12 protein-coding genes are annotated in these 12,492 nt (G+C 72.0%); 6 read left to right on the top strand and 6 right to left on the bottom strand.

Translation table 11 applies throughout. The features are described from left to right. Window positions 1–142: 142 nt before the first annotated feature. Window positions 143–1,516 (top strand): glucose-6-phosphate dehydrogenase, encoded by a 1,374-nt coding sequence (locus ABC304_RS04780; protein ID WP_412929228.1) that lies wholly within the window; start codon window positions 143–145, stop codon window positions 1,514–1,516. Between the two features lie 43 nt (window positions 1,517–1,559). Here the strand turns inward: ABC304_RS04780 and ABC304_RS04775 are convergent, their stop codons facing one another. After that, window positions 1,560–2,312: a DeoR/GlpR family DNA-binding transcription regulator gene (locus ABC304_RS04775; protein ID WP_412929226.1), complete on the bottom strand. Its 753-nt coding sequence runs from the start codon at window positions 2,310–2,312 to the stop codon at window positions 1,560–1,562. A 46-nt stretch (window positions 2,313–2,358) separates the two neighbouring features. Between ABC304_RS04775 and ABC304_RS04770 the strand changes: the two genes are divergently transcribed. Next, a complete protein-coding gene (locus ABC304_RS04770; protein ID WP_412929224.1) occupies window positions 2,359–2,730 on the top strand; it encodes a DUF4406 domain-containing protein in 372 nt (123 codons plus the stop codon). A 9-nt stretch (window positions 2,731–2,739) separates the two neighbouring features. Here ABC304_RS04770 and ABC304_RS04765 read toward each other — a convergent pair whose 3' ends face one another. Continuing rightward, the gene (locus ABC304_RS04765) at window positions 2,740–3,120 is read right to left on the bottom strand and encodes a VOC family protein (RefSeq protein WP_412929222.1); all 381 of its coding nucleotides are present in this window, start codon (window positions 3,118–3,120) and stop codon (window positions 2,740–2,742) included. A 179-nt stretch (window positions 3,121–3,299) separates the two neighbouring features. Between ABC304_RS04765 and ABC304_RS04760 the strand changes: the two genes are divergently transcribed. The 4 genes from ABC304_RS04760 (at window position 3,300) to ABC304_RS04745 (ending at window position 7,104) form a co-directional block, all read left to right on the top strand. Further along, the gene (locus ABC304_RS04760) at window positions 3,300–3,890 is read left to right on the top strand and encodes a nitroreductase family protein (RefSeq protein ID WP_412929220.1); all 591 of its coding nucleotides are present in this window, start codon (window positions 3,300–3,302) and stop codon (window positions 3,888–3,890) included. A gap of 188 nt (window positions 3,891–4,078) precedes the next feature. Then, entirely contained in the window at window positions 4,079–5,200 is a 1,122-nt protein-coding gene (locus ABC304_RS04755) for a type III polyketide synthase (RefSeq protein WP_412929218.1), read from the top strand. Continuing rightward, window positions 5,197–5,904 carry a methyltransferase domain-containing protein gene (locus ABC304_RS04750; protein WP_412929216.1) on the top strand — a complete coding sequence of 236 codons (708 nt, stop codon included), beginning with the start codon at window positions 5,197–5,199 and terminating at the stop codon, window positions 5,902–5,904. The genes ABC304_RS04755 and ABC304_RS04750 overlap by 4 nt, the downstream gene beginning before the upstream one ends. Window positions 5,905–5,967: 63 nt before the next feature. Next, window positions 5,968–7,104 (top strand): FAD-dependent oxidoreductase, encoded by a 1,137-nt coding sequence (locus tag ABC304_RS04745; RefSeq protein WP_412929214.1) that lies wholly within the window; start codon window positions 5,968–5,970, stop codon window positions 7,102–7,104. Between the two features lie 151 nt (window positions 7,105–7,255). Here ABC304_RS04745 and ABC304_RS04740 read toward each other — a convergent pair whose 3' ends face one another. From ABC304_RS04740 to ABC304_RS04725, 4 genes are all read right to left on the bottom strand, one after another. Then, on the bottom strand, window positions 7,256–8,104 hold the full coding sequence (locus ABC304_RS04740) for a UbiA family prenyltransferase (protein WP_412929212.1): 849 nt from the start codon (window positions 8,102–8,104) through the stop codon (window positions 7,256–7,258). A gap of 158 nt (window positions 8,105–8,262) precedes the next feature. Next, window positions 8,263–10,467 (bottom strand): ATP-dependent Clp protease ATP-binding subunit, encoded by a 2,205-nt coding sequence (locus ABC304_RS04735; RefSeq protein ID WP_412929210.1) that lies wholly within the window; start codon window positions 10,465–10,467, stop codon window positions 8,263–8,265. 113 nt (window positions 10,468–10,580) lie between these two features. Continuing rightward, window positions 10,581–11,570, bottom strand: coding sequence for a GlxA family transcriptional regulator (locus tag ABC304_RS04730; RefSeq protein ID WP_315268637.1), 990 nt, complete (start codon window positions 11,568–11,570; stop codon window positions 10,581–10,583). 268 nt (window positions 11,571–11,838) lie between these two features. Next, entirely contained in the window at window positions 11,839–12,489 is a 651-nt protein-coding gene (locus ABC304_RS04725; protein WP_412929208.1) for a bifunctional 4-hydroxy-2-oxoglutarate aldolase/2-dehydro-3-deoxy-phosphogluconate aldolase, read from the bottom strand. Window positions 12,490–12,492 lie beyond the last annotated feature (3 nt).

Below are 12,492 nucleotides of genomic sequence, written 5' to 3'. Positions count from 1 at the left end.
AGTGAGCGGATGCCGCGGGCCCCGGTCGCGCCGATGAGTCCGCTGTGTGTCGGCGATGCGCCGGCGCGGCATCCGCTGTGCGTCGCGGATCCACCCCGACGCGTCGTGGAGGGGCGATGCCGTCGCGGCATAGGGTGGCGACATGACCGCCACCCAGACCACGCTGATCGTGCTCGGCGCCTCCGGCGACCTCACGTCGCGCCTGCTCATGCCCGCGCTGGGCCAGCTGCTCACGCGGGAGCCGCAGCGCGGCATCCGCCTCATCGGCGCCGGCATGGACGACTGGGACGACGCGAAGTGGCGCGAGGTCGTGACCGCGTCGTTCGCGACGGTGAAGGCGAGCGGCTCCGCGGTCGACGCCGTGCTGGCGGGCGCGACGTACCGGCAGTCGGACATCACGAAGCCCGAGGATCTGACGGCGCTGCTCGCCGAGGCCGAGGGGCGTCCGGCGTTCTACTTCGCGGTGCCGCCCGCGGTCGCGGCCAAGGCGTGCGTCGCGCTCGAGCAGGTCACGCTCCCCGAGGGGCTGATCCTGGCGCTCGAGAAGCCGTTCGGCACCGACGAGGCCAGCGCGCACGCGCTCAACGAGGTGCTGACGAAGCTCGTGCCCGAAGACCAGGTGCACCGCATCGACCACTTCCTCGGGCGCTCCACGGTGCTCAACGTGCTCGGCGTGCGCTTCACGAACCGCATCTTCGAGCCGACCTGGTCGGCGGAGCACATCGAGTCGGTGGTCATCCGCTACGACGAGGCGCTCGGCCTCGAGGGGCGTGCCGGTTACTACGACAAGGCGGGCGCGCTCGTCGACATGATCCAGAGCCACCTGCTGCAGGTGATGGCGGTCGTGGCCATGGACCCGCCCTCGACCCTCGGCGCCATGGACCTCCGCGACGCGAAGGCGGTCGTGCTCCGAGCGACGAGCCTGTGGAAGGACGACGCGATCGCGTCGTCGCGTCGTGCGCGCTACGCCGCCGGCACGATCGGCGACCGCACGCTGCCGGCCTACGCCGACGAGAAGGGCGTCGACCCGGCCCGCGGCACCGAGACGCTGGCCGAGATGACGGTGGGCGTGGCGACCTCGCGCTGGGCGGGCGTGCCCTTCACCCTGCGCTCGGGCAAGGCCCTCGGCGACCGTCGAAGCGAGATCGTCATCCGCTTCAAACCGGTGACCCACCTGCCCGGCGGCTTCGAGGGATCGGCTGACCCCACCGTGCTGCGTCTCACCCTCGGACCCGACCGCATGGCGCTGGAGATCAACGTCAACGGCCCCGGCGACCCGTTCGAGCTCGACCGCGTGGCCATGGAGGCAGAGTTCGGCGAGGGCGAGCTGCTCGCCTACGCCGAGGTGCTGCAGGGCATCCTCGACGGCGACCCCACCCTCTCGGTGCGCGGCGACACCGCCGAGCAGTGCTGGCGCATCGTTCAGCCCGTGATCGACGCCTGGCACGCGGACACGGTTCCGCTGGAGGAGTATCCGGCGGGAACGCCCGGTCCGGCATCCTGGCCCCAGCTCTGACGGTCCTGCCGCTTCACGTCGGCCCTGGACGGATGCTGCGGCCTCAGGCCTCGACGACCGGCACGCCGGCGGCGGCGAGGTCGCGCATCGCGGCGTGCGCGGGGTCGGCGTCGGTGATGACTCCTGCGACCGCGTCGAGTGGCAGGACGCCGTAGCGGGAGGCCGCGCCGATCTTCTCGACGCTCGCGAGCACGAAGGTCTCCGCCGCGCGCGCGGAGAGCGTGCGCTTCATTGCGGCCTCCTCCTCGTCGCCCGTCGTCAGCCCGGCTGCGGCGTGCACCCCGGTCACCCCGAGGAAGAACACGTCGGCGCTCAGCCGGCCCGCGGCCTCGACGGCCGCCGCGCCGCACGTGACGCCGGAGTGCTTGAACAGGCGCCCGCCGATGAGGATGACGTCGGCGGTGTGGTCGAGGAGGGCGGACGCGATCGTCGGGCTGTGCGTGATGACGGTCCCCGCGAACGTCGTGGGGAGCGCCGCGATCAGGGCCAGGGCTGTGGTGCCGCCGTCGATCATGACCGTGGAGCCGGGTTCGATGAGCGCCACGGCGGCCGCTGCCACCCGTCGCTTGCTGTCGGGCGCCACGACCGCCCGGGCCGCGAGGTCGGCCACCGCGGGCGACGCCGGGAGGGCGCCGCCGTACACGCGGACGGCCAGGCCCGCGGCATCCAGTTCGCGGAGATCCCGGCGGATGCTGTCTTCGGAGAGTCCGAGCTCTCGGGCGAGATCCTTCGCGACGAGCCGCCCGTCACGGCGGAGCCTTTCGAGCAGGAGATCCCTCCGCGCGGCAGCGAGCATTCGCATTCCTTCTGGTTCTTGCACGTTTTATCGTAGTCTAGCCGACATGACTGCACCTTTGATGATCCTGATCGCCGGCCCCTACGCGTCCGGAACCGGCGGCGACCCCGCGCTGATGGCCGCCAACCTGTCACGACTCGAAGAGGCGGCGTGGCCCATCTTCCAGGCCGGCCACGTGCCGATGATCGGCGAGTGGGTCGCGCTGCCGGTGCTGTCCAGCGCCGGTGCGACCGGCCCGACCGACCCGCTGGCCGCCGAGGTCATGTACCCGACGGCCGAACGGCTGCTGCAGCGCTGCGACGCGGTGCTGCGCCTGCCCGGCGCGTCGAAGGGCGCCGACCAGGACGTCGCGATCGCCGAGAGCCGCGGCATCCCCGTCTATCGATCGCTCGCCGAGGTGCCGGGCGTCGCGGCGTGACGGGGTGGTTCAGTCGGTCTTGAGCACCGAGAGGACGTTGCCAGCGGGGTCGCGGAACCACGCGATGTCGGGACCCCAGCCGCGGGAGATGCCCTTCTCGTCGGTGTTGCCCTCGCTGTCGTCGTAAATCTTCGTGACGATGCCGCGGCTGTTGAGGTCGTCGACCGCCGCTTCCACATCGTCGACGGGGAAATTCAGGATGGTGAACGAGGCCGGCTCGTGGTTCGGCTTGCTGTAGATGAGCACGTCCGATCCGGTCGGCAGGTGGAGGACCAGGAAGCCCATGTCGTCCTTGCGCACATCGAGTCCGAGTGTCTCGCCGTAGAAGCGCTGAGCCGCCTCGATGTCGTCGACCGAGAAGCCGCTGAAGGCCCGTTCCGCACTGAACATGTCGTCCTCCTCCGGGTGGCCGCCCACCCTCCTGGTCCACTGTGCCCCCGCGGCCGACGACTGTCTACGGCATGCCGGCGTCACCGGAGGACGCATGGCGTCGGGAATAGATTCAGCCGCATAGTGTTGATGCTCGGTGGCAACGGCGCCCCCCCGTCATCCCAGCAGAAGGAAGCGCCATGAACGCGAACTCCCCCACCATCGACCGCACCGCCGTCACCGACAGCCCCGTGCTCGACGTACTCGCCGAGCGCTGGAGCCCGCGCGCCTTCGACAGCACTGCGCCCGTCGACGAGGCCGCCCTCGCGAGCGCGCTCGAGGCCGCACGCTGGTCGCCGTCGGCCAACAACTCCCAGCCGTGGCGCTTCATCGTCGCCCGCCGCGGCACCGAGAACCACCGCCTCGTCGTGGACTCGCTGGTCGGCTTCAACCGCGAGTGGGCCGGCGATGCCGCGGCCCTCGTCGTCGCGGTCGCCGAGACCGAGTCCGAGGACGGCCGCCCCCTCGCCTTCGCCGCCTATGACCTCGGACAGGCCGTCGCGCACTTCAGCGTGCAGGCGCACCACGACGGACTGCACGTCCACCAGATGGGCGGCTTCGACCGCGACGCCGTGCGCTCCGCCTTCGACCTGGACGAGCGCTTCAGCCCGACCGTCGTGATCGCCGTCGGCCCGGTCGGCGACGCCGCCCAGCTCTCCGACGTGCTCCGCGAGCGCGAGATCGCGCCCCGGGTGCGCCGACCGCTGGCCGAGAGCATCCTCGCGGCCTGACGCGGCCGGCGCGGCGCGTGCGTCGGGCGTGCGCGCGTGTCGCGTGCGCTCGGGGTGTACGCGATGTGCGCGCGTCGGGGCGCTCCGTGCACGCGTGTCGCGCGCGTCGACGCCCGCGAGGCGTAGCCCGCCCCCGCTCCCGGCGCCACCCTGGTCCGAAGGTCCGCCGAGCGTGCCTAAGGTGAAGCATGACCGCGCACATCCTGTCGATCGGCACCGCCCTGCCGCAGACGACGATCGAGCAGGATGACGTGCGCGACTTCTTCGCCCGCCAGCCGGGCTACGACCGCCTGGCCTCCCGGCTCGTCCACGCCGCCTTCGACGCGGCGGCGATCGAGCGGCGTCACACCGTGGTGGCCGAGCTCGCCGACGGCGGCGCCCACGGTCGCGACGTCTTCGTGTCGGCCGACGGGGTGCTCCAGTCGCCCTCGACGGGCGTCCGCAATGCGGTCTACGCCGCCGAAGCGCCCGGGCTCTTCGCGGAGGCCGCGCGGGCCGCATTGACCGAGGCGGGCATCACCGCCGACGCCGTGACCCACGTGGTGACCGCGTCGTGCACGGGCTTCTTCGCGCCCGGTCCCGACTACCGCCTCATCCGCGACCTCGGACTGCCCGCGACCGTCGAGCGCTACCACCTCGGCTTCCTCGGCTGCGCCGCCGCCTTCCCGGCACTGCGCACCGCGTCGCACATCTGCGCTTCGCGGCCCGACGCCGTCGTGCTCGTGGTCTGCGCGGAGCTGTGCTCGCTGCACATCCGCTCCAGCACCGAGCCCGACCAGATCGTCGCGTCCTCGGTCTTCGCCGACGGCGCGGCCGCCGCGGTCGTCTCCGGCCGCCCGGGCTCCGGTCCGAGCCTGGAGCTGGAGCGCTTCGGCACCAGTGTCACGAGCGAGGGCGAGACCGACATGGTCTGGCTCATCGGCGACGAGGGCTTCGAGATGACCCTCACGGCGGAGGTGCCGCGCATCATCGGGCGCGAGATCCTCGACGTCGTGACGGGATTCCTGGATGCCGCACCCGGCGACGAGCGGCCGTGGGGCGTGGACGCCTGGGCCGTGCACCCGGGCGGTCGCAGCATCCTGGATCGCGTGGAATCCTCGTTGTCGCTCGACCGGTCGGCCCTCGCGGCGTCGCGGTCCGTGCTGCAGCAGGCGGGGAACATGTCGAGCGCGACGATCCTCTTCATCCTGCGCGACCTGCTGGCCGACACCGTGCTCGGCGACGACGCCCGGATAGCCGGGCTCGCGTTCGGGCCGGGACTGACGGTCGAGTCGCTCCTCGCCGTGAAGCACATGCCGTCCGAGGCATGAGCCTCCGCGAACGCGACGTCCGGCTCCGGGAGCTGATGGACGATCCGGCGTGCGACCCCGATCGCCTGCGCGAAACGCTGCGCCGCTTCGACACGGTGAACCGGCTCATCTCGGGCTGGGACACGGTCTACCGCCGTCACCTGCGGCCGCTGCTGGCGTCGCTCGGAAGGCCCGCGCGCGTCCTCGACCTGGGCTGCGGCGGAGGGGACGTGGTCGTCCGCCTGGCGCGGCTCGCCCGCGCCGACGGCTTCGACGTCTCGTGGCTCGGCGTCGACCCCGACCCGCGCGCCCTCGAGGTCGCAAGTGAGCGCCGCGGTTCCAATGTCGAGTTCCGGAGCACCGACTCGGCCGCCCTCGTGCGCGAGGGAGCGCAGTTCGACGTGGTGCTGTCGAACCACGTTCTCCACCACCTCGCGTCCGACGAGCTGACGAGCTTCGCGGCGGACTCCCGCACGCTGTCGACCGGGCTCGTGCTGCACGCCGACATCGAGCGCAATCGCACGGCCTACGCGCTCTACGCCGTCGGCATCACGCCGCTCGCGCCGGGCACGTTCCTGCGCACCGACGGCCTCCGCTCGATCCGCCGCAGCTACCGCTCCGATGAGCTCGCGGCGGCCCTCCCCGGGTGGCGTGTGGAGCGACCGGTCCCGTTCCGGGTGCTCGCGGTGACGGCCGGCGCCGCGGCGGGTCCCCGGACGCCATGACCTATAGCGCGTCGGGACCGGGACGTCGTGACCGCGAGGTCGCCGGAGTGAGAGGCTGTGCGCGTGCGTGACGTCGCGGTGGTGGGAGCGGGACCGGTCGGTCTCGTCCTCGCCGCGCTCCTCGCGAAGGACGGGCTCGACGTGCAGGTGCTCGAGCGACGGGATGCCGCGGGTGCCGGCACGCGGGCGATCGGCGTCCACGCGCCGGTGCTGGCCGCACTCGAGCCGAGCGGCATCACCGACGACCTGCTGCAGGACGCCGTGCGGGTGGGCCGCGGCGAGGCCCGGTCGGCGGGGCGCACGCTCGGCGTCGTCCGCTTCGACCGGCTGTCGACGCGCTTCCCCTTCGTCGCGACGCTGCCCCAGGCGGCGACCGAGCGGGTGCTCGCCGCCCACGCGCCCGCCCCGCGGCGCGCGGCCGCGGTCACCGCGGTGCACGCGCGCGACGACCGCGCCGAGGTCCGCTTCGACGCTTCGGCGGGCACGGACTCGCTGGACGCGCGCGTCGTCGTGGTCGCGACCGGCTGGTCCGGACGCGACCTGGTGTACCGCAGAATCCCGACCCACGTCTATCCCGACCGGTACCTGATGGCCGACGTCGACACCGGAGACCGCCCCGACCACGACGTGGCCGTCGTCGACATCGACGGCACCGGCGTGATGGAGTCGTTCCCGCTGCCCGGCCGGCGCCGCCGCGTGGTCGCGTGGGATTCCCGCCCCGGCGACGACGAGCCCGCCGCCCGCGCGGCGCGTCTCGCCGAGGCCGTCGCGCGCCGGGGCGACCGTGTCGCCGCGGAGGCCGTCACCGCGGCGAGCTCGTTCGGCGTGCGCCGCGTCGTCGCGCCGGCGCTGCGTCGCGGCCGCGTCTTCACGATCGGCGACGTCGCGCACGAGGTGAGCCCCATCGGTGGGCAGGGGATGAACCTCGGACTCCTGGATGCTGCGACCCTGGCCCCGCTGCTGACGCGCTGGATCCGCTCGGGCACAGCCCCCGACGAGGAGCTCCGGCGGTGGGAGCGGCGTCGTGTCCGCTCCGCGGGTACCGCCGCCCGGCTCGCCGCCGTCAACACCGCCCTCGGCCGCCCGCTGTCTCCCGTCGCGGACGCCGGGCGGCGCCTCGCTCTCCGACTCGCGCTCGGCCGGCCCATCGGCGGCTTCTTCGCGTCGGCCTACGCCATGGGCCTGGACGCCGACGCCTGAACTCGTCGCGGGTGGCGGGGCTGCGGCATCCGCTCGCTCGCCTTCACCTGACCCGAGTCGCGGTTACCACCGCGCGATACCCGCGGGAACCGTCAGGTGAACGCGCCACGGGGTCCACCCGGGCGAGCGAGAGCAGGCCGCCCCGCCCCGTTCAGCTGACGAGCGACTGGCCCGTGACCGCGAGCTGCACGCACAGCAGCAGCGCCGCGAGCATCACCAGCCGGAACACCGCGCGGCCCGGCGGACGCACGAGCGCAAGGACGAGCCCCGCGACGGCGAGGGCGGCAGCCAGCGCGAAGACAATCCAGCCGATGACGGACGGCGACGTCGGGCCGGCGAGCACGGCGACCGCTCCCGCGACGAGCGCCAGCGCGGCGATGACCGCCGACACCGTGCGGCCGAGGCGGTGCGGGAGGCCGCGGATACCCGTGCGCGCGTCGTCCTCGAGGTCGGGCAGCACGTTGGTGAGATGGATGGCGACGCCGATCGCCCCGCCCGCGACCCACGCCCACGCGGGCGCCATGCGCGGGTCGGCCGCGGACAGCGTGACGAGCGAGGGCAGCAGGCCGAAGCTCACGATGAACGGCACGACCGAGAACGGCGTCGCCTTGAGGCGCGCGTTGTACGCCCACGCCGAGGCGAGCGCGATGAGGTGGGCCACCAGCATCCCGGTTCCGAGCACCGCCGACAGCGCGAGCGCCGCGGCCACGGTCGCGCCGGCGGCGATCCACGCGGTGCGGACGGCGACGTCACCGCGGGCGAGCGGCTTGTCGGCTCGCGCGTTCGCCCGGTCGCGGGCGGCGTCGAATGCGTCGTTGGAGAGTCCGACCGACAGCTGACCGAGCAGAATCGCGGCGCCGAGCACCACGATGCGCCAGACGTCCAGCCCGGCGGCGACACCCAGCACCACCGCGATCGCCGTGACGACGACGCTCGGTCCGGGGTGCGTCGATCGCCACAGCACGCCGGCCACCCGGAGCGGCGAGCGCGCAGCAGTCATACCCCGACGCTAGCCCGCTCCGACCTCGGGCACCGCCGTGCAGATGCTGAGGAGTTGTGCAGAAGGGGAGGAGGATGCCGCAGCATCCGCCCTCCCCTTCGGCACATGTCCTCCCGATCCGCACGCGCGAACCCGCGCGCACCGGCCGCGGACCCGGCTCAGTCCTCCTCGAGGATCGCCTCGATCACGTCGTCGTCGTCCTCGGACTCCGGCGCCCCCGGCCCGTCGCTGGTCAGCGCCAGCGTGGAGCCGTCGGCCGCGACATCCACCCGTACGACGTCGCCGTCGTGCACGCGGCCCGCGAGGATCGCCATCGCGAGGCGGTCCTGGATCTCGGACTGGATGAGGCGCCGCAGCGGCCGCGCTCCGAAGAGCGGGTCGTAGCCGCGCTCGGCCAGCCAGGCGCGCGCGTCGGGGGTGACGGCCAGCGTGAGCCGCCGGTCGCGCAGCCGCCGCTGCAGCGCGAAGACGCTCAGCTCGACGATCTGGGCCAGATCGTCCTGCGTGAGGGCCTGAAAGATCACGATGTCGTCCAGCCGGTTGATGAACTCCGGCTTGAACGCCTGGCGCACCAGCGCGTTCACCGACTCGCGCTTCTGCTCGATCGACAGCGTCGGATCGATGAGGATCGGCGAGCCGAGATTCGAGGTGAGGATCAGCAGCACGTTCTTGAAGTCGACCGTGCGGCCCTGGCCGTCGGTGAGGCGTCCGTCGTCCATGACCTGCAGCAGCACGTCGAAGACCTCGGGGTGCGCCTTCTCGACCTCGTCGAGCAGCACGACGGAGTAGGGCCGGCGGCGCACCGCCTCGGTGAGCTGTCCGCCCTGCTCGTAGCCGATGTATCCCGGAGGGGCACCGACCAGACGCGACACGGAGTGCTTCTCGCCGTACTCCGACATGTCGATGCGCACCATGGCGTGCTCGTCGTCGAAGAGGAAGTCGGCGAGCGACTTCGCGAGCTCGGTCTTGCCGACGCCCGTGGGCCCGAGGAACAGGAACGATCCGGTCGGACGATCGGGGTCGCTGATGCCCGCGCGCGAGCGCCGGACGGCATCGGACACCGCCTTCACGGCGTCCTTCTGCCCGATCAGGCGCTTGCCGAGCTCGGCCTCCAGGTGCAGGAGCTTCTCGGTCTCGCCCTGCAGCAGCCGGCCCACGGGGATGCCCGTCCACGCGGCGATCACGGCCGCGATGTCCTCGTCTGTGACCTGGTCGTTGACCATGCGGTCGCCGGCGGGCTCCTCGCGCTCGGCGTCGATGAGCTGCCGCTCGAGCGCCGGGATCTCGGCGTACAGCAGTCGCGACGCCTTCTCGAGGTTGCCCTCGCGCTGAGCGCGCTCGGCCTCCATGCGGGCCGCGTCGAGCTTCGTCTTGAGGTCGCCGACGCGGTTGAGCGACGAGCGCTCGCGCTCCCACCGCGCCTGCAGTTCGCCGAGGCGCTCCTGCTCGGTGCGGAGGGTTTCACGCAGCGCGGCCAGTCGTTCCTTCGAGGCGTCGTCCTTCTCGCGCTTGAGCGCCAGCTCCTCGAGCTTCAGCCGGTCGACGTGCCGGCGCAGCTCGTCGATCTCGAGCGGGGCGGAGTCGATCTCCATGCGCAACCGCGACGCCGCCTCGTCGATCAGGTCGATCGCCTTGTCGGGAAGCTGCCGCGACGGGATGTACCGATGCGACAGGGATGCCGCGGCCACCAGCGCCGCGTCGGCGATCGCGACCTTGTGGTGCGCCTCGTAGCGCTCCTTGAGTCCGCGAAGGATCGCGACCGTGTCCTCGACCGTGGGCTCGCCGACGTAGACCTGCTGGAAGCGACGCTCCAGTGCGGCATCCTTCTCGATGAACTCGCGGTACTCGTTAAGGGTGGTCGCGCCGATGAGGCGCAGCTCGCCGCGCGCGAGCATGGGCTTGAGCATGTTGGATGCCGCGACCGAGCCCTCGCCGCCGCCCGCACCCATGAGCACGTGCAGCTCGTCGATGAACGTGATGACCTGTCCGTCGGACTCGGTGATCTCCTTGAGCACGCTCTTGAGGCGCTCCTCGAACTGCCCGCGGTACATCGCACCGGCGACGAGCGCCGAGATGTCGAGCGTGACGAGCTCTTTGTTCTTCAGCGACTCCGCGACGTCGCCCGCGACGATGCGCTGGGCGAGACCCTCGACGACGGCCGTCTTGCCGACGCCGGGCTCGCCGATGAGCACGGGGTTGTTCTTCGTGCGCCGGGTGAGCACCTGGCTGACGCGACGGATCTCGCTGTCACGCCCGATGACGGGGTCGAGCTTGCCCTGCCGGGCGCGATCGGTGAGGTTGATCCCGAACTGCTCCAGCGCGCTCTGCGCCTCCTCCTGCCCGGGCTGTTGTGTGGCGTTCATGTGTTCTCCTGAAGTCTCCGCAGGCTGTCTGCAAACTTGAGCCTGTCTGACTCAAGTTTATCAGGCGAACGGATGCTGCGGCAAGGACGTCCTGCGGGACACCGCCGGGCGCGTCAGGCCACGAGCTCCGGCGTCGACGCGGCGTCCTCCGCGCGCAGACAGCTGAACGTCGTCCGGTAGGCGGTGGGCGTGGTGCCCAGCGTGCGCGCGAAGTTCTGGCGCAGGACCGCGGCCGAACCGAAGCCGCTCTCCCACGCGATGCGGTCGAGCCCGAGGTCGGTCTTCTCCAGAAGCCGCTGCGCGTGGATCAGCCGCTGACGTGCCAGCCACGCGGCGGGCGTCGCGCCGAAGTCGGCCTTGAAGCGCCGGGCGAAGGTGCGCGGCGACATGTGGGCCTTGGCGGCGAGCTGGTCGACCGACAGGTCTTCGCGCAGGTGCTCCACCATCCAGTCGGTGACCGGCGCGAGCGACAGCGAGGCGACGGCCGGCAGCGGCTTGTCGATGAACTGGGCCTGCCCTCCGTCGCGCTGCGGCGGGACGACCATGCGGCGCGCGATGACGTTGGCCATCTCGGCGCCGAGCTCCTGGCGGAGCAGGTGGAGGCAGGCGTCCAGTCCCGCTGCGGTCCCGGCGCTCGTGATGATGCGTCCGTCCTGCACGTAGAGCACGTCGGGGTCGACCTCGATCGCGGGATACATCCGCGCCATCGTGTCGGCGTACATCCAGTGCGTGGTGGCGCGACGCCCGTCGAGGATGCCGGAGGCGGCGACGACGAACGCACCGCTGCACACGGTGAGGATCCACGCACCGCGCTCGTGCGCGCGGCGGATCACGTCGGCGACACGGCGATCGATCTGCGCCCACGCGTCGCGCGGCACCGGGGTGACGACGACGAGGTCGGCCTCGTCGGCGAACGCCAGATCGTGCTCGACGTTGATCGAGAAGCCCATGTTGCTGGCGACGACTCCGGGCAGCGGAGTGACGATGCGGAAGTCGAAGTTCGGGATGCCGTCGTCCGAGCGGTCAAGTCCGAACGCCTCGCACGCGAGCCCGAACTCGAAGGGCGCGAACCCGTTCTGGACGATGACGGCGACAGACTTCATCATGGCGACTCCCCGCTCTCGCGCGTCGAAGCGGACTGGCAGTAATCCGACGCTTCATGTCCATCCTGCCAGTCGTGGCCGAATCCGCGCAAGCGTAGCGTTCCTGCCATGTTCATCGTCATCCTTATCGCCGCCCTGTCCGTCGTCGCCGTCGTCCAGACCGGCGTCGCGCTGCGTCGCGACGGATACCACCACGTGCCCACCGACCGCACCCGCCTGCCCTGATCACGGTGTCGTGGTCGGCCTTCGGCGTGGACCGGCCCCGCGACTAGGACTCCGAGCGCGCAGCCCTCAGCGCGGCGACGAAGTCCTCGCCTCGCAGGCGAAGCGCGTCCACGTCCGCGGATGCGAGCGCCGCCGCGGGCAGCAACTCGCTCCCCGCTCCCACGGCCAGCGCGCCGGCGGCCAGCCACTGACCGATGTTGCCGGGATTGACTCCCCCGGTCGGGATGTACGTGGCCTGTGGGAACGGTCCGCGCAGCGCCTTCAAACCCGCGGGTCCGGCGATGCTGCCCGGGAAGTACTTCACCACGTCCACCTCGTGCTTGATCAGCGTCTGCACCTCCGTCGGGGTGAATGCCCCGATCATCGCGAACCCGCCGACATCGCGGATGGCTGCGTAGACCTCTCGATCGAAGCCGGGCGAGACGAAGAACTGCGCGCCGGCCGCCGCGGACTCCGCGACCTGGGCGGGGTGGATGAGGGTCCCGACGCCGAGGTGGACCGCGTCGCCGAAGCGCTCGAGGATCGCGTCGAGCACGCCCACCACGTCCGGGGTCGAATACGTCACCTCGATCGCGGTGATGCCGCTGGCCACCATCGCCTCCACGGCGGCGAGCGCGCCCGCGCGATGCGGTGCCCGGAGCGTCGCGATGATGCCGGCCCGAGCAAGACGGCCTTCGGTGTCCTGGTTCGTCATGAC

The organism is Microbacterium jepli, from assembly GCF_047237905.1.
Classification (GTDB): Bacteria; Actinomycetota; Actinomycetes; order Actinomycetales; family Microbacteriaceae; genus Microbacterium.
The sequence above is the reverse complement of the archived record's forward strand: the minus strand, read 5'-3'. Positions and strand labels throughout refer to the sequence as shown.

Excerpts from the sequence above, each read along its gene's own strand:
- ABC304_RS04780 (WP_412929228.1), top strand. The coding sequence starts at position 143 with ATGACCGCCACCCAGACCACGCTGATCGTGCTCGGCGCCTCCGGCGAC.
- ABC304_RS04775 (WP_412929226.1), bottom strand. The coding sequence starts at position 2,312 with ATGCTCGCTGCCGCGCGGAGGGATCTCCTGCTCGAAAGGCTCCGCCGT.
- ABC304_RS04770 (WP_412929224.1), top strand. The coding sequence starts at position 2,359 with ATGACTGCACCTTTGATGATCCTGATCGCCGGCCCCTACGCGTCCGGA.
- ABC304_RS04765 (WP_412929222.1), bottom strand. The coding sequence starts at position 3,120 with ATGTTCAGTGCGGAACGGGCCTTCAGCGGCTTCTCGGTCGACGACATC.
- ABC304_RS04760 (WP_412929220.1), top strand. The coding sequence starts at position 3,300 with ATGAACGCGAACTCCCCCACCATCGACCGCACCGCCGTCACCGACAGC.
- ABC304_RS04755 (WP_412929218.1), top strand. The coding sequence starts at position 4,079 with ATGACCGCGCACATCCTGTCGATCGGCACCGCCCTGCCGCAGACGACG.
- ABC304_RS04750 (WP_412929216.1), top strand. The coding sequence starts at position 5,197 with ATGAGCCTCCGCGAACGCGACGTCCGGCTCCGGGAGCTGATGGACGAT.
- ABC304_RS04740 (WP_412929212.1), bottom strand. The coding sequence starts at position 8,104 with ATGACTGCTGCGCGCTCGCCGCTCCGGGTGGCCGGCGTGCTGTGGCGA.
- ABC304_RS04735 (WP_412929210.1), bottom strand. The coding sequence starts at position 10,467 with ATGAACGCCACACAACAGCCCGGGCAGGAGGAGGCGCAGAGCGCGCTG.
- ABC304_RS04730 (WP_315268637.1), bottom strand. The coding sequence starts at position 11,570 with ATGAAGTCTGTCGCCGTCATCGTCCAGAACGGGTTCGCGCCCTTCGAG.
- ABC304_RS04725 (WP_412929208.1), bottom strand. The coding sequence starts at position 12,489 with ATGACGAACCAGGACACCGAAGGCCGTCTTGCTCGGGCCGGCATCATC.